The sequence below is a fragment of the Bacteroides sp. OF04-15BH genome, assembly GCF_003477995.1.
Lineage (GTDB): Bacteria > Bacteroidota > Bacteroidia > Bacteroidales > Bacteroidaceae > Paraprevotella.
The window spans coordinates 1-14,688 of record NZ_QUEM01000040.1; the positions used below are offsets into that span (position 1 = coordinate 1).

Consider the following 14,688-nt stretch of genomic DNA (forward strand, 5'->3'; position numbering starts at 1 on the left):
AATTTTCAGGCGGTTTTTTAATTCCGCCAACAGGTTTTTTTATAAGTTGTTTGTTCTCAGAGATTTATTTTCTGAATTATTTTTCAATAATGGTTCCTTGCGTACCGTCGATGGCGGTGGCCATGGTGATGTTCACCTTGCTGACACCCGAGTGAATGGCCTGGAATGCGTTCTCCAGTTTGGGAATCATTCCGTCCTGGATGATGCCTTCTTCAACGTATTTCTTGAAGTCGGCTTCGTTCAGGTGGGCGATGACGCTATCCTCATCATTGGCGTCGCGCAGCACCCCTTTCTTTTCGAAACAGTACACCAGAGTCACATCGAAGTAAGGAGCCAGTGCCTTGGCGGTTTCTCCGGCAATGGTATCGGCGTTGGTGTTGAGCATCTGTCCCTGTCCGTCGTGGGTGAGTGGTGCCATAACCGGCACGATTCCCTTGTCAATCAGTTGGGAAAGCATCTCGCCGTCAGCCTGGTCCACATCGCCTACAAAACCATAGTCGATGTCCTTCACCGGACGTTTGTGCGAGCGGATCACATTCATGTCGGCACCGGTAAGTCCCAGCGCATTCACGCCCCGGGCCTGAAGTCCGGCCACAATATTCTTGTTGACCAGTCCGCCATACACCATAGTCACCACTTGCAGCGTCTGCGCGTCGGTGATGCGGCGTCCGTTTACCATGCGGCTTTCGATGCCAAGCTGGGCAGCGATTTTGGTAGCCGAACGGCCGCCACCGTGCACCAGCACTTTATATCCTTCTACGCGGGCAAAGTCGTCGAGAAACTGTTTCAGGGTAGCTTCCTCTTCAACAATCTTTCCGCCCACTTTGATTACAGTAAGTTTCTTTTTCATTGTCATAATGCCTTTTTATTCCAGATAAGTATAACCGTACAGACCGGAGCGGTAGTTGTTCAGGAACTCCTTACCCTCTTCGAGCGAGATCTTGCCCTCTTGAATGGAGCGTGATACCCATATTTCGAGGCGGCGTACCAGTTTCTTCGGTTCGTACTGCACGTATTCCAACACTTCGGCTACGGTTTCTCCGTCGATGGTCTTGTCAATGGAATATCCCTTCTCGTTCACGGTGATGTGTACGGCATTGGTGTCGCCGAACAGATTGTGCATATCACCCAGAATCTCCTGATAGGCACCTACCAGGAATACGGCCAGATAATAAGGCTCGCCCGGTTTGAGTTTGTGCACCGGCAGGCTGTGCGACAGGTAACTGTTTGTCACGAAGTTGGCAATCTTACCGTCGGAGTCGCAGGTGATGTCCTGCAAGGTAGCCTGGCGCTCCGGACGTTCGTTCAGGCGCTGGATAGGCATGATCGGGAACAACTGGTCAATGGCCCAGGAATCCGGCAGGCTCTGGAACAGAGAGAAGTTGCAGAAATATTTGTCGGCCAGCAGCTTGTCCAATGTCCAAAGTTCTTCCGGAATATGCTTCTGGCTTTGGGCCAGCATGTTTACCTCGCGAGTTACGCTCCAGTACATGCTTTCAATGTCGGCGCGTGTTCTCAAGTCCACAATGCCGTGGCTGAACAGGTCGAGCGATTCCTCGCGGATCTGCTGGGCATCGTGCCAGTCCTCCAACAGCGTTCTCGGGTTCAGATGATCCCAGATTTCGTACATATCCTTCACGAGCTGGTGGGCATCCGGAGCCGGTTCCCAGTTGTCGTCCATCTTAGGCAGGGAGGCTGTTTCCAGAACCTGCATGATGAGCACCGAGTGATGTGCCGACAGTGAGCGTCCGCTTTCGGTAATCAGGTTCGGGTGAGGGATATTGTTCTTGTTGGCTGCTTCTACGAAAGTATAGACACAGTCGTTGACATATTCCTGAATGCTGTAGTTCACGGAACTCTCGCTGTTGCTGGATTTGGTACCGTCGTAGTCCACTCCCAGTCCGCCACCGCAGTCCACAAACTCCACGTTGTAGCCCATCTTGTGCAGCTGCACGTAGAATTGTGAAGCCTCTCTCAGAGCAGTCTGGATGCGGCGTATCTTGGTAATCTGGCTTCCGATGTGGAAGTGAATCAGCTTGAGGCATTCCTTCATGTTGTTCTTCTCCAGGAAGTCGAGCGCTTCGAGCAATTCGCTGGAAGTAAGACCGAACTTGCTGGCGTCGCCGCCGCTTTCCTCCCATTTGCCGCTACCTGACGAGGCCAGCTTGATGCGGATACCGATGTTCGGAGTCACGTTCAGTTTTTTGGACACACGGGCAATGATGTTCAGTTCGTTGAGCTTCTCCACAACCAGGAAGATTCTCTTGCCCATTTTCTGTGCCAGCAGAGCCAGTTCGATGTAGTTCTGATCTTTGTATCCGTTGCAGATAATCGGAGAGTCAGAATCTGTGTTCACTGCAATCACGGCATGCAGTTCGGGTTTGGAACCGGCTTCAAGGCCCAGGTTGAACTTCTTTCCGTGGCTGATGATTTCTTCTACCACGGGGCGCATCTGGTTCACCTTGATGGGGTAGATGATAAAGTTCTCTGCCTTGAAATCATACTCTTTGGCTGCCTTTTCGAAGCAGGTGCTGGTCTTTTCGATCCGGTTGTCCAGAATGTCCGGGAAACGGAGCAATACGGGCACGGATACATCATGTAGGGCCAGTTCGTTGACCAGTTCTTTCAGGTCGACCTGCACGCTGTCTTTTCGAGGTGTAACATAAACGTTACCTTTCTCGTTGATACCGAAGTAGTTCACTCCCCAACCATTGATGTTGTAGAGCTCTTCTGAGTCTTCAATACGCCATTTTCTCATTCTGCTTGTTTGTTAAGTAGTTCCTGAATTAAACGGACGGAGTCCTTGATTCTATCTATGCTGTTTAATAATGTAATGTCAAAAATGTAATCGGCCTTGCTGTAGAACGGTTCTCTCTTGGCCAGTGATTCCGTGATGTATTGCATCAGTTCCTCATCGGTCTTGTTCTTCAGCAGGGGGCGTTCGTTCTTTCCCATCTTCAGGTGCTGGAAAAGAATTTCAGGAGTGGCCTTGAGATACACGGTCTGTGCCTTGGAGTTCATGAACTCAATGTTGTCGAAGAAACAGGGAGTACCTCCGCCACAGGAAATGACGATATTCTCAAAATCGGCTACCTCGTAGAGCATCTTTCTTTCGATATCGCGGAATCCGGCTTCGCCTTTCTCGTCGAAAATCTGCTGGATGGTGCGGTGATAACGCTCTTCGATGAACCAGTCCAGATCGCAGAACTGTACGTTCATTTCGCGGGCCAGGGCCTTACCGAGTGTGGTCTTGCCGGCTCCCATATAACCAATGAGGATGATTCTTGTCATTTCTTTTTTGTATAAGTTCTTTTGCTTCTTGTAGTCTTGGCCGGTTTCTCGTCCTGCTCCTTGATCACTTCCAGGCACTCTTCGAGCGACAGGTCGCGGGCTTTCTCCGCCAGATTCTTCGGCAGGCGGTAGTTCTTGCCCTTATAAGCCAGGTAAGGACCGTAGCGGCCGTTGAGGATTTCCAGTTCCGGCTCCTCGGTAAATGTCTTGAGATGGCGCTCTTCTTCGGCCTTTCTCTTTTCCTGAATCAGGGTCACCGCCTCGTCGAGCGTAATGCTCAGCGGATCTTTTCCGGCAGGAATAGACACATATTTCTTGTCGTGCAGAATATAAGGACCGAAGCGTCCGGCACCGACACTCACCTCTGTACCTTCGAATTCACCGAGTGTGCGCGGCAGTTTGAACAGGTCGAGTGCTTCTTCGAGTGTGATGGTTTCCATGCTCTGTCCCTGCTTCATCTGGGCAAAGCGCGGTTTTTCCTTGTCGTCGGCGCTGCCGATCTGTACCACCGGACCGAAACGTCCGATCTTGACAAACACCGGTTTTCCGGATTTCGGATCTGTACCCAGTTCGCGTTCGCCCACTTTGTGTTCCGACTTCACGTTCAGGGTCTTTTCCACCAGCGGAGAGAATTCCTGATAGAAATCCTGCATCAACTTGGTCCATTCCGTCTTTCCTTCGGCCACTTCGTCAAATCGCTTTTCTACTTCGGCCGTGAAGTTATAGTCCATGATTTCAGGGAAGAACTGCAACAGGAAGTCGTTCACGACGATACCCACATCGGTAGGAATCAGCTTGTTTCTTTCGGCTCCGATGATGGTCTGCTTCGTCGTCTCGCTGATCTGATCCTGTTTCAGCATCAGAGTGGTCTGTTCTTTTTCTTCACCGCTCTTGTCTCCCTTGGTCACGTATTCACGCTGCTGTATGGTGCTGATGGTCGGTGCGTAAGTAGAAGGACGGCCGATGCCCAGCTCTTCGAGCTTTTTCACCAGGCTGGCTTCGTTGTATCTTGGCGGATGCTGTGAGAACCGTTGTGTGGCGGTAACCTCTTTGCGGTTCAGGGTTTCGCCGATGCTCAGAGGCGGCAGCAGTCCGCTTTCCGTATCGTTGGCTTCGGCATCCTCGTCACGGGTCTCGCGGTACACTTTCAGGAAACCGTCGAACTTGATGACCTCTCCGGTGGCAACGAAAGTATATTGGCTCTTGTCCGACTGGATGGAAACGGTTGTCTTTTCCAGTTCGGCATCGGCCATCTGTGAGGCGATGGTTCTCTTCCAGATCAGGTCATAGAGACGCTTCTCCTGTGGAGTACCGTCAATCTCGGTCTGGTCCATGTAGGTAGGACGGATTGCTTCGTGTGCTTCCTGTGCTCCTTTGGATTTGGTCTGGAACTGGCGGCTCTTCACATACTGGCTTCCCATAGAGTCCGTAATCACCTGGATGCAGGCGTTGATACAGAGTGACGACAGGTTCACCGAGTCGGTACGCATGTAGGTAATCTTTCCGGACTCATAAAGCTTTTGGGCAATCATCATGGTCTGTGCCACGGTAAAGCCCAACTTGTGAGCCGCTTCCTGTTGCAGGGTAGAAGTGGTGAACGGTGCCGACGGAGTGCGCTTCTGCGGACGGGTGGCAATGTCGTCAATACGGAAGGCAGCTTGCTTGCAGCTTTCCAGAAAGGCCATGGCCTCTTCTTTGGTCTTGAAGCGCTGGCTCAGTTCCGCCTTGATTTCGGTTTTGCTTTCCGGTACCTCAAACAGAGCGGTTACACGGTAGTTGGCTTCGCTCTTGAACTGCTGGATTTCGCGCTCTTTCTCCACAATCAGGCGCACGGCCACGCTTTGTACGCGTCCGGCAGACAGAGCCGGTTTTACCTTTTTCCAGAGTACGGGCGACAGCTTGAAACCCACAATGCGGTCGAGCACACGGCGCGCCTGCTGCGCGTTGACCAGGTTCAGATCAATCTGTCGGGGATGTTCTATGGCCGAGAGAATGGCCGGTTTGGTAATTTCATGAAAAACAATACGCTTGGTATGCTCTGGTTTCAGATTCAGCACCTCGTATAAATGCCAGGAGATGGCTTCTCCTTCGCGGTCCTCATCGGATGCCAGCCACACCGTTTCGGCTTTCTCAGCCTGACTTTTCAGTTCGTTCACCAGTTTGGCTTTCTCATCGGGGATTTCATATTCTGGGGTAAATGTGTTTGTATCTATACTGAATTCTTTCTTTTTCAGATCGCGGATATGTCCGTAACTCGATAAAACTTTGTAGTCAGATCCTAAAAACTTCTCGATCGTCTTTGCCTTGGCAGGAGACTCCACGATAACCAGATTCTTTTGCATCGTATTTATTATATTAAAAATATATCGGGCGCAAAAGTAGAAAAAAAAGCTAGATACACCTTATATATTGTTTTTTTTTTCTCGGTCTTCCTATTTTTTTATTTTTTATTTGAGATAAGGAGCCAGCAGATTCCCTTCCAGAATCATCCGGATGCCCTTCTGCACGGACTGAAGTCCGAAAGCCTCGGGAGAAATTTCGTTCAGAGGAACCCAAAAACTGTCGGCCACATCATCCATCGCCTTCAGCGTGCGGTGATCGGGTGCCACGCACACGAAAAACAGGTCCAGCGTATGGACCATAAAGCCCGAGTAGAGATACAGATTGGGCAATGAGAACAGGTAGTGCGTTTCACGGACATCCAGTCCGGTTTCTTCCTTCACTTCGCGGATCACTCCCTGTTCTGCTGTTTCAAAACAGTCACAAAAACCGCCCGGCAGGTCCAGCGTGCCGCGTGCCGGTTCCTTTCCCCGTCGGCATACAAGCAGTTCGTTCCGCTCGTTGACAATCACGGCCACAGAGGCCGTACTCGGGTTGAAATAGTAGGTAAACCCGCATGAATTGCAGTGTTTCGACTTGCTGTCGTGAATCACAAAGTCCTGCGAACCGCATTTGGGGCAGAATAAAAACTGCTTGAATGGATGTTCCTGATTTTCCATGAATTCGATGTTTTTTAGTGGAAAACAAAGTTATATATTTCTTTTTTAAAATCAAGATTTTGTATATCAAAGCAGAAAAATTATATTTGTAAGGGAATCCCGTAAATCCGATACCGCCATGCTGAATATTGAGACGAAGAAGCATGATCAGTTCACCCTGGAGATGAAAGTGGGATATTCTCACGGCGACCAGCGCTTTCCGGTGAGTGATTTTGTTATGAACACTTGGGTGTTCATACCGGATTCCTTGTATATCAACCAAAAAACTTACACAAAATCAGATTTTTATCGCGACACGCGTTCGCACATCCGTCTGATGACTCCCATCTATTCGCTGCACGAGCTGGTGGAAGCGGACTGTCCGCCTTTTCAGTTGCTTGCGGCTTCCTGGGAGAATTATCGTCGCGATGCCTCTTTGGAGAACCGGAAAGAACTGGAGCATCAGCTGAAGATGTTGGGCAATATCGTGCGCAGTGCCTTGCGTTCACGGGGCAGGGCCTTGGCGTTGGAGAAGGATTCCGGGCGCGCACTTTCCCTGCTTACCGAAACCTTTCAGGATATAGCCTTTGTGCAGTCCCGTTTGCGTACGCTGTTCCTTCCGAAGAGTCAGACTGATGCTTCGGTTGAAGCGCCCTCTGCCTTCCGGAAAACCGATGCCTATATCGCCTGTACGGTTGCCTTCTATCTGAGCAAAGTGTCCACGGTGATGAAGGAACACCACCGCCCGATACGCGAGGCGGTGCAGAATCTGTTTGTCTCTTATTTTGAGCCGGAGCAGGAATACCTGACGGCACAGGGATATCCCGTGCCGATGTTGCGTGACAAGTTGCGCAATCAGGAGTATCTCAAACAGATGTCCGCATTGCGCCGTTTTGTGGAGAGCGACCTGTATCTTTTTGTCCGTAAGAAAAACAACACTTTTCTGGCACAGCAGATTCTGTTTATGCTGGCGGCGGGACTGAGTATGATCTTTGCTACCATTGTGTCGTTTTCCTTTCAGCAGACTTACGGTAACTTCACCCGTCCGCTGTTTATTGCTTTGGTGGTGAGTTATATGTTTAAAGACCGCATCAAAGACTTCCTGCGCTATTGGTTCGCCAATAAGCTGGGCAGCAAATATTATGACTATCGCACCAAGCTCGACATGCGCGGAAAATATATCGGCCAGGGTAAGGAAGGCTTTGATTTTGTGAATGAAACCCGTATTCCCGAAGAAGTGAAGAATCTGCGCATGCAGGGTGAAGAAGATCCCGATTCGGTTCCTCCCGAATCCATCCTGCTGTACCGGCGCCGCATGATTCTTTTCGGTCGCCGTCTGTCGCGGCTCAGCCGTTATGCCTTTCCCGGAGTGAATGAGATAATCCGTATCAATCTGAAGGATTTTTTGCGTCGTATGGATAATCCGCATACAGGGGTACCGGTGTTCCAGAAAACGGGAGATTTTCAGGAAGTGCAGGTAGAACGGCTGTATCACTTGGTGTTCATCGTTCAGTTCAGTTATCAGGGGCATATTTACTACAAGCGTTATCGTCTGGAGGTGAACCGTCGCGGTTTGAAGCAAGTCCGCGAGTGGTAAAAACGGTTATTTCTATTAAAAATCAGGTTGTTTGCATTGTTTAACTATGATAATTAGTTGTATAAACTGAAAAATACCGTTATTTGAAAAAACAAACCAGAGGATTATGAAGTCGTTGACAAAAAAAGAAGAAGAGATTATGGGATTCTTTTGGGAAAAGGGTCCTTTGTTTGTGAAACAGTTGCTTGAGTTCTATGAGGAACCGCGTCCGCATTTCAATACCCTTTCTACCATCGTACGTGGGTTGGAAGAGAAAGGCTTTTTGGGACATACGGCCTACGGAAATTCTTATCAGTACCATCCGATTGTCTCAAAGGAGGAATTCAAGCGGAAAACCTTGCGGGGAATTATCGGGAAATATTTCAACAATTCTTTTCTGGGAGTTGTGTCGGCTTTTGTCGAAGAAGAAGATGTTTCGGTTGAAGAACTGAAGGAACTGATTCGTTCGGTGGAAGAAGGAAAAAAGAAAGACTAAGGAAAGAAAATAATACCTGCATATCATGGAAACACTGTTTTACTATCTGATTGAATCATCCGTCTGTCTGGCCCTTTATGAAGTGTTCTACTGGCTTTTTCTCCGGAAAGAAATTTTCATCGGATGCAGCGGATCATGCTGTTGGGTTCATTATGGCTTGCCGTGTGTTTGCCTTTATTGGAACTTCCGGAATGGGGTACTGAAGCATTGTCGGTTTCCGGAGATGCTTTTCCTGTTTGGGAAGCTCCGATACAAGACTATCTGGTTGTTTCCTTCTCCAATCAGACCGATACAGACTCGGGAACTTCCTTGTGGGAGATACTTACCGTGATTTATTTTCTGGCTGTTGCCTTGATGCTCCTGAAGAATATAGTCATGTTCTTTTATTTGAGTCGTATTTTGCGTCAATGCCATCGGAAAGTTCTTCCTGACGGATGCGTTGTTTTTGTATATCCTGGAAAGATCAGTCCTTTCAGTTGGTTGGGGCATATTATTCTTTCTGAGGAGAGTGCAGAATCACAGCGTGCGGTTGTGGCTCATGAGCATGCCCATGTCTTGTTGCATCATTCTTGGGATCTGCTTCAGGCAGAGCTGTTGCTTTGCATTCAGTGGTTCAATCCCGCGGCGTGGCTTTTGAAGAGAGATTTGTCTTTAGTGCATGAATATGAAGCCGACCAGTATGTCCTGTCACATGGTTTCGATGCTCGTGACTATCAGTTGTTGCTGATACAAAAGGCAGCCGGTCCTGAGTTCTATACCTTGACAAATCGTTTCGGTCATCATTCTTTGAAGAAACGTATTCTGATGATGCAGCGCAGGTCGTCCGGTTTTTGGAGATGGACCAGATGTCTGTATGCGTTGCCGGTAGCTGCTTTATCCCTGTTTTTGTTGGCGTTTTCCAATTCGGAACAGTTTATGGACTCGGAGAGCAAGAAACCGCTGGCAGTTTCTTTATCAGATACTTCAATACAAACAATATATACAAAAGTGGACCATATTCCATCTTTTGTCGGAGGAGAAACAGCGTTGAGGAGATATGTTGACAAGAACCTTGTTTACCCTCCCGAAGCAGCTGCTCAAGGTATTGAAGGCTGGGTGCTTGTAACCTTTATTGTGAACAAGGGCGGACAGATTATTTATCCGAGAGTGTCCCGAAGCGCACATCCTTTATTAGATGCAGAGGCTCTTCGGCTTATCCGGGAAATGCCTCTTTGGATTGCCGGGCGACACCGGGGGAGAAATGTGGATGTCAAGTACAGTCTTCCAATTAAATTTGTGCTGGAATGATGGTAAGGACTTTCGCTCCTTGACTTTTTATAAACTGTAATAATTGCTTGATTATGAAAAAGATCTAAAGCAACCAATGGGCAGGTGTCAGAAACTGGTATTTGTTTCCCTTTGCATTATTTGCTTTCATGTTATTTCCTTTGTTTCGGGTTCGGGGAGAGGAAAATATCCTGTTGCCTTTTGGATATCAGGGAAAGGAAATCAAACGAAGCAAGGAACTGTATCGTCAGGATACGGGAGAAGTGATGATGGCTTCTTCGGAAGGTAATCCCGAGGAGCACAAAAAGATTGCCGGTGATTATCTGTATCTGCTCGGCAAGAAAGGGGATTCTCTTTGCATCAACAAATATTCGTTGAAAGAACTGTTCTCGAATTGAGTGTCAGGCATCTGCTGTCTTTTTTATGGTGGTTGAGGAGAAAACATCTGGACATAATATAAATCAAAAGAATATGGAAAAAATTACGAGAAAAATCATCTTTAGCCTTCTTGTGCTTTATGGAGGCTTTTCATTTTGGGGATGCCAGCATTCGGCGCAACCGGTTTCTCCTTATTCCAAGGCCTATAAAGACAGTGTACTTCTGACTGAAGCTGCATGGTATTTGGGTGTTCGTCAGTTTGATTCGGCTTTTTGGGCGCTTGAGAAATGTGAGCGGATAGCTCCCGACTATCCTCATATTCCTTTTGTGAAAGGAGCCATGCTTTATTGTGACGGCCAAGAGGAGGCAGCTGTTCCCGAAATCCGTCGGTCGCTGCATATTTATGATTCCCTGTTGCAAGTACGTCCTTTGTATCAGGATGCTCTGAACCGTACACTCTGCATTCTTTATCTTTATGGTCGGGATGCCTATGAGCGTTCGATAGACAGTCTGCTTCAAGACCCTCAATATGCCGATACGGCTCGGTTGTATAAAGCAGTGCTTTTCAAGCAGGTGACATTCCCGGAGATTGCCGAGTCTGCTGTCTATACTCATTACTTTGATAAAGATTCCATTTTGAAGGATTCCGCCGACTGGTTGTCCGCGCTCGTCCATTATGAAGCCCGCCAGTTTACGGACAATCCACAGGGAAAGGATGAGAAGGCCGGCGTGTGGAAGCCTCGTCTGCAAGTGTTCCACGGATCGGAATATTCGGCTTTCCCCCAATGGCCGGAAGGTTTCGTTGCCAATCTGAAAAAGCAGCTTTCCACTTGTCCGGGAGCCGACAAAGACAGCTATGTGTGTGAATTCTGGTTGACTGATAAGGGAGAGATACATTATTTCCGGGTGTTAGATTCGCAGCGCGGTGCTTTTGAGCAGGCGCTCGCAAAGGCTTTTGCGGCCTTGCAGCCCCTGATTCCGGTCAAGAAACAGAATCAGAATGCTTCCTGCTATTGTCGTGTGCATCTTGATCTGAGCGCCTTGCGATAGTAAGTCAAGGAGGCTTTCGAAAAACAATCAAAGAAAGACCGGAAACAGACATTGTCTATAAAAACACGAAGCAGGAAGAACGGTTCGTTCCGTCTTCCTGCTTCGTGTTTGATAAAAATGTGTTCTTTTCCGTTTTCCCGGAAAAGGAAAAATCCTTATTCGTTTTCAAAATTCTTGCGGATTGCCTCGGCAATGCTCTGAAACTCCTCTGGAGAGAGAGACAGTTTCGGGTTGCTGAAGAGCATATCCTTCTCGCTCTGCATCGGAATCAAGTGGATGTGTGCATGCGGCACTTCCAGTCCCAGTACGGCCTGACCCACCTTGATGCAAGGGAAAGCCTTCTTGATGGCGATAGCCACATGCTTGGCAAACACCTGCATGGCTGCGATTTCCTCGTCAGTCAGGTCGAAGATATAGTCCACTTCACGCTTTGGAATGACCAAAGTGTGTCCTTTTACCAGCGGGTTGATGTCGAGAAAAGCATAGAACTGTTCGTTCTCGGCACATTTATAGCTCGGGATCTCTCCGTTTGCTATTTTGGTGAATATTGTTGCCATAATGTGATGCAGTTATAAAAGTTCTGTTATTCGAATGAAATGCTCAGGATCTCCAGGTTGATGATACCCTGTGGGATTTTGATTTCGGCGATATCGCCTACCTTCTTGCCCAGCAGTCCCTGCGCGATCGGAGTCTGGATAGAAATCTTGCCTTCCTTCAGGTTGGCTTCCGTTTCCGATACGATGGTGTAAGACATCTTCATGCCGGTCTTCACGTTCTTCATCTCTACTTTTGAGAGAATCTGCACAGTGCTGGTATCCAGTTTTGAAGTGTCGATAATCTTGGCATCGCCGATGATGGCTTTCAGCTGGCTGATCTTGCTTTCCAGCATGGCCTGGTGCTCTTTTGCTGCGTCGTATTCTGCGTTCTCACTCAAGTCGCCCTTATCGCGTGCTTCGGCGATGGCTGCTGATGCTGCCGGGCGCTGAACTGTTTCCATTTCCTTTAATTGAGCTACAAGTTTGTCGTAGCCCTCTTGTGACATGTAAGCCATATTCCTTTCTGTTTTTATGATTTTCTAAAAATATTATTGGTGATAAAAACAAAAGAATTCCGGCAAGAACCTGCCGGAACCCTTTGTTTAAAATCTTAACACTGCAAAGGTAATGTTTATATTCTAAAAAACAAATCTTTTCGGTTAAAAATATCCTTTCTGCCTGTTTTACAAGAGTTTTTCTATTTCCTGACGGGTATTTGTGTCGGGAGTGATACGGCACTTCAAGTCGCTGTTGCGGTCGATGAGGAAACTGCTGGGCAGTTCCTGCACATTATATAATAGGAGGTTGTCCGAGGCGGTGCCCTGAGGATCAAACACACAGATCCACGGCAGCGGGTCGCTTACCGTTTTCCAGTAATGTTCGCCGGCATCCACTGACACCTGATAGATTTCCAGACCACGGTCGTGATAATCCTGATAGAGCTGACGCATTTCCATAATGCGCTCTTTCGAGGTGGGCAGTGCATAAGCGGTGAAGTCGAGCAGCACCACCTTGCCTCTCAGGTCCGACAGATTCCGTGTCTGTCCGTTGATATCCTTCAGACTGAGGTCGATGATTCCCGTGGCGCGGATTTTCTCGTTGGTGATTTCCACGTCAATTTGTTTGGGGCGGCGCGTGTTGCGCTGTCCTTGCAGGGTGATGTTTTTCAGGTTCTCGCTTCGGGCGCATCCGGGATAGAGGTTATCCCAGGCGGTAGCCACGGCGGCAAACCAGCGCACATCATCCGCATCGTTCACCGGGTCGAACACCAGTTCGCCGTGAATGGTCTGAAACAGGGCAAAGTAAGATGACGGGGCCGCCGGGTTGTTCAGGATAAAATCCTTTTTCAGTTCCTCTTTATATTGGTGCACCAAGTCCGTAATCCGTCGTTCTTTCTCGCCGAGTGTCATATTCTCGATCTTTACCAGCTGGCGGATTCCCTTTTCCACATTCATCTGTTTTTGTCCGATTTTTTGCAGAGTGATACAGTTTTCCGAGCCCTCTACCGAATATTTTGCGCCCATATCGGTTGCGTTGGCCTTGATGCGGATTTCTTCGGTAGAGTCAACGGCCAGATTGATAATCTGTTCGCCCAGACGGATGCGGTAGAACTCCGGGTTCTCCGGGCGCGCGCCGTGGAAGGAGAAGTCTCCGTCGCTGTCCAGTTTGGTGGAATCCAGTTTCTGTACTCCGTTGAGCGAAAGCGCTTCAAAATAAAGCATTTTGTCGTCGGCATCCGCAATCTGTCCGCTCACGGTGAAGCCCTCTTCCTGTTGCGAGCAGGCCGTGGTGAGGGCAGCCAGGCACAGCGGTAAAAATAAGTATTTCAGTTTTTTCGGTTTCATGAACTTAATATTTTGCAAAAGCAAAGTTACTACAAAAAAGTGAAATGCGGAAAGATATAGTGATAGAATTGAGTTACAAGGGTTTTAGTTGAAGTGGCGAAAATTCGTGAAGCCATTACAATCCCTGCCAAAGCCAAATCCTGACGCCGCAACGTTACTTGTTCGTAACCATGCCCGAAAATGCGACAAACGGGTACGGATGACGAAACAAGACGCTAAGGAATAGTGAGTTACCGACAACTCACGCGAAAAATTTGCTTACGGAAAAAGATTGCGCCGTTCCTCCCCGTTTTGCGTACCGACACCGGACTCTTCACCAACTAATTTGGAAACCAAAAAAATTAAGGACGATGAAGAGTACATTTTCAGTAATCTACTACCTCAAGCGTCAGGTAGTGAAAAAAGACGGGACAGTTCCCGTCATGGGACGCATCACGGTGGACGGCAGCCAGACGCAGTTCAGCTGCAAGCTGACTGTCGATCCGAAACTGTGGGACACCAAAGGGGGACGTGTCACGGGCAGAAGCACGGCGGCACTCGAAGCGAACCGTATGCTTGACAAAATGCGGGTACGCATCAACAGACACTATCAGGAAATCATGGAGCGTGACAACTTCGTCACGGCGGAAAAGGTGAAAAACGCCTTTCTCGGACTGGAACACCGCTATCACACGCTGATGCAGGTGTTCCGCCAGCACAACGAGGACTATGAGAAACAGGTGGAGGCAGGCATGAAAGCCAAAGGCACACTGGAAAAGTACCGTATCGTTTACAAGCACCTGCAAGAGTTCCTCGACATCCGCTACCATGTGAAGGACATCGCCCTGAAAGAGCTTACCCCGGCTTTCATCTCCGACTTCGAGATGTTCCTGCGCACGGACAAGCACTGTTGCACCAATACCGTCTGGTTGTACGTCTGCCCGCTACGGCCGATGGTATTCATCGCCATCAACAACGAGTGGCTCACGCGCGACCCGTTCCGCGAGTATGAAATCAAGAAGGAGGAAACGACACGCAGTTTCCTTACCAAAGAGGAAATCCGCCTGCTGATGGAGGGCAAACTGAAAAACGCCAAACAGGAACTGTACCGTGACCTCTACCTGTTCTGCGCTTTCACCGGATTGTCATTCTCGGATATGCGCAACCTCACGGAAGAGAATATCCGCACCTATTTCGATGAACACGAGTGGATAAACATCAACCGCCAGAAAACGGGCGTGGTGTCCAACATCCGCCTGCTTGACATCGCCAACCGCATAATCGGCAAATACCG

At 48.7% G+C, this 14,688-nt stretch carries 14 protein-coding genes; 6 read left to right on the top strand and 8 right to left on the bottom strand.

What is annotated here, in order from left to right; genetic code table 11:
- Positions 1 to 76: 76 nt before the first annotated feature.
- The 5 genes from argB to DXA74_RS13945 form a co-directional block, all read right to left on the bottom strand.
- A complete protein-coding gene (argB, locus tag DXA74_RS13925; protein WP_118528614.1) occupies positions 77 to 850 on the bottom strand; it encodes an acetylglutamate kinase in 774 nt (257 codons plus the stop codon).
- Positions 851 to 865: 15 nt separating this feature from the next.
- Positions 866 to 2,758 (bottom strand): biosynthetic arginine decarboxylase, encoded by a 1,893-nt coding sequence (gene speA / locus DXA74_RS13930; RefSeq protein ID WP_118528616.1) that lies wholly within the window; start codon positions 2,756 to 2,758, stop codon positions 866 to 868.
- A complete protein-coding gene (locus DXA74_RS13935; protein ID WP_118528618.1) occupies positions 2,755 to 3,291 on the bottom strand; it encodes a shikimate kinase in 537 nt (178 codons plus the stop codon). The genes speA and DXA74_RS13935 overlap by 4 nt, the downstream gene beginning before the upstream one ends.
- The gene (gene topA, locus DXA74_RS13940; RefSeq protein WP_118528620.1) at positions 3,288 to 5,633 is read right to left on the bottom strand and encodes a type I DNA topoisomerase; all 2,346 of its coding nucleotides are present in this window, start codon (positions 5,631 to 5,633) and stop codon (positions 3,288 to 3,290) included. Before topA ends, DXA74_RS13935 begins: the two co-directional genes overlap by 4 nt.
- A gap of 105 nt (positions 5,634 to 5,738) precedes the next feature.
- Positions 5,739 to 6,290 carry an NUDIX domain-containing protein gene (locus DXA74_RS13945; RefSeq protein ID WP_118528622.1) on the bottom strand — a complete coding sequence of 184 codons (552 nt, stop codon included), beginning with the start codon at positions 6,288 to 6,290 and terminating at the stop codon, positions 5,739 to 5,741.
- 118 nt (positions 6,291 to 6,408) lie between these two features.
- Between DXA74_RS13945 and DXA74_RS13950 the strand changes: the two genes are divergently transcribed.
- From DXA74_RS13950 to DXA74_RS13970, 5 genes are all read left to right on the top strand, one after another.
- Positions 6,409 to 7,866, top strand: a complete 1,458-nt coding sequence (locus DXA74_RS13950) for a hypothetical protein (protein ID WP_118528624.1) — start codon at positions 6,409 to 6,411, stop codon at positions 7,864 to 7,866.
- Positions 7,867 to 7,972: 106 nt separating this feature from the next.
- Positions 7,973 to 8,341 carry a BlaI/MecI/CopY family transcriptional regulator gene (locus DXA74_RS13955; protein WP_118528626.1) on the top strand — a complete coding sequence of 123 codons (369 nt, stop codon included), beginning with the start codon at positions 7,973 to 7,975 and terminating at the stop codon, positions 8,339 to 8,341.
- A gap of 123 nt (positions 8,342 to 8,464) precedes the next feature.
- Positions 8,465 to 9,628, top strand: a complete 1,164-nt coding sequence (locus DXA74_RS13960) for a M56 family metallopeptidase (RefSeq protein WP_118528628.1) — start codon at positions 8,465 to 8,467, stop codon at positions 9,626 to 9,628.
- Positions 9,629 to 9,756: 128 nt separating this feature from the next.
- Positions 9,757 to 10,005 (top strand): hypothetical protein, encoded by a 249-nt coding sequence (locus DXA74_RS13965; RefSeq protein ID WP_147401135.1) that lies wholly within the window; start codon positions 9,757 to 9,759, stop codon positions 10,003 to 10,005.
- 73 nt (positions 10,006 to 10,078) lie between these two features.
- On the top strand, positions 10,079 to 11,035 hold the full coding sequence (locus DXA74_RS13970) for a hypothetical protein (protein WP_118528632.1): 957 nt from the start codon (positions 10,079 to 10,081) through the stop codon (positions 11,033 to 11,035).
- Positions 11,036 to 11,190: 155 nt separating this feature from the next.
- On the opposite strand, the gene DXA74_RS13975 is transcribed toward DXA74_RS13970, so the two are convergent.
- The 3 genes from DXA74_RS13975 to DXA74_RS13985 form a co-directional block, all read right to left on the bottom strand.
- A complete protein-coding gene (locus DXA74_RS13975) occupies positions 11,191 to 11,592 on the bottom strand; it encodes an HIT family protein (RefSeq protein WP_118528634.1) in 402 nt (133 codons plus the stop codon).
- 26 nt (positions 11,593 to 11,618) lie between these two features.
- Positions 11,619 to 12,086 carry a transcription elongation factor GreA gene (gene greA, locus DXA74_RS13980; protein ID WP_118528636.1) on the bottom strand — a complete coding sequence of 156 codons (468 nt, stop codon included), beginning with the start codon at positions 12,084 to 12,086 and terminating at the stop codon, positions 11,619 to 11,621.
- Positions 12,087 to 12,254: 168 nt separating this feature from the next.
- Positions 12,255 to 13,415, bottom strand: a complete 1,161-nt coding sequence (locus tag DXA74_RS13985) for a TlpA disulfide reductase family protein (RefSeq protein ID WP_118528638.1) — start codon at positions 13,413 to 13,415, stop codon at positions 12,255 to 12,257.
- A gap of 350 nt (positions 13,416 to 13,765) precedes the next feature.
- Between DXA74_RS13985 and DXA74_RS13990 the strand changes: the two genes are divergently transcribed.
- Positions 13,766 to 14,688, top strand: a 923-nt coding sequence (locus DXA74_RS13990) for a site-specific integrase (protein WP_233550566.1), incomplete at its 3' end; no start/stop codon positions are given.

What these genes read in the sequence shown, in the direction of transcription:
- DXA74_RS13975 (WP_118528634.1), bottom strand. Translation starts at nt 11,592, where the DNA reads ATGGCAACAATATTCACCAAAATAGCAAACGGAGAGATCCCGAGCTAT.
- DXA74_RS13985 (WP_118528638.1), bottom strand. Translation starts at nt 13,415, where the DNA reads ATGAAACCGAAAAAACTGAAATACTTATTTTTACCGCTGTGCCTGGCT.
- argB (WP_118528614.1), bottom strand. Translation starts at nt 850, where the DNA reads ATGAAAAAGAAACTTACTGTAATCAAAGTGGGCGGAAAGATTGTTGAA.
- DXA74_RS13965 (WP_147401135.1), top strand. Translation starts at nt 9,757, where the DNA reads ATGTTATTTCCTTTGTTTCGGGTTCGGGGAGAGGAAAATATCCTGTTG.
- speA (WP_118528616.1), bottom strand. Translation starts at nt 2,758, where the DNA reads ATGAGAAAATGGCGTATTGAAGACTCAGAAGAGCTCTACAACATCAAT.
- DXA74_RS13945 (WP_118528622.1), bottom strand. Translation starts at nt 6,290, where the DNA reads ATGGAAAATCAGGAACATCCATTCAAGCAGTTTTTATTCTGCCCCAAA.
- DXA74_RS13950 (WP_118528624.1), top strand. Translation starts at nt 6,409, where the DNA reads ATGCTGAATATTGAGACGAAGAAGCATGATCAGTTCACCCTGGAGATG.
- DXA74_RS13955 (WP_118528626.1), top strand. Translation starts at nt 7,973, where the DNA reads ATGAAGTCGTTGACAAAAAAAGAAGAAGAGATTATGGGATTCTTTTGG.
- topA (WP_118528620.1), bottom strand. Translation starts at nt 5,633, where the DNA reads ATGCAAAAGAATCTGGTTATCGTGGAGTCTCCTGCCAAGGCAAAGACG.
- DXA74_RS13960 (WP_118528628.1), top strand. Translation starts at nt 8,465, where the DNA reads ATGCAGCGGATCATGCTGTTGGGTTCATTATGGCTTGCCGTGTGTTTG.
- DXA74_RS13935 (WP_118528618.1), bottom strand. Translation starts at nt 3,291, where the DNA reads ATGACAAGAATCATCCTCATTGGTTATATGGGAGCCGGCAAGACCACA.
- DXA74_RS13970 (WP_118528632.1), top strand. Translation starts at nt 10,079, where the DNA reads ATGGAAAAAATTACGAGAAAAATCATCTTTAGCCTTCTTGTGCTTTAT.
- greA (WP_118528636.1), bottom strand. Translation starts at nt 12,086, where the DNA reads ATGGCTTACATGTCACAAGAGGGCTACGACAAACTTGTAGCTCAATTA.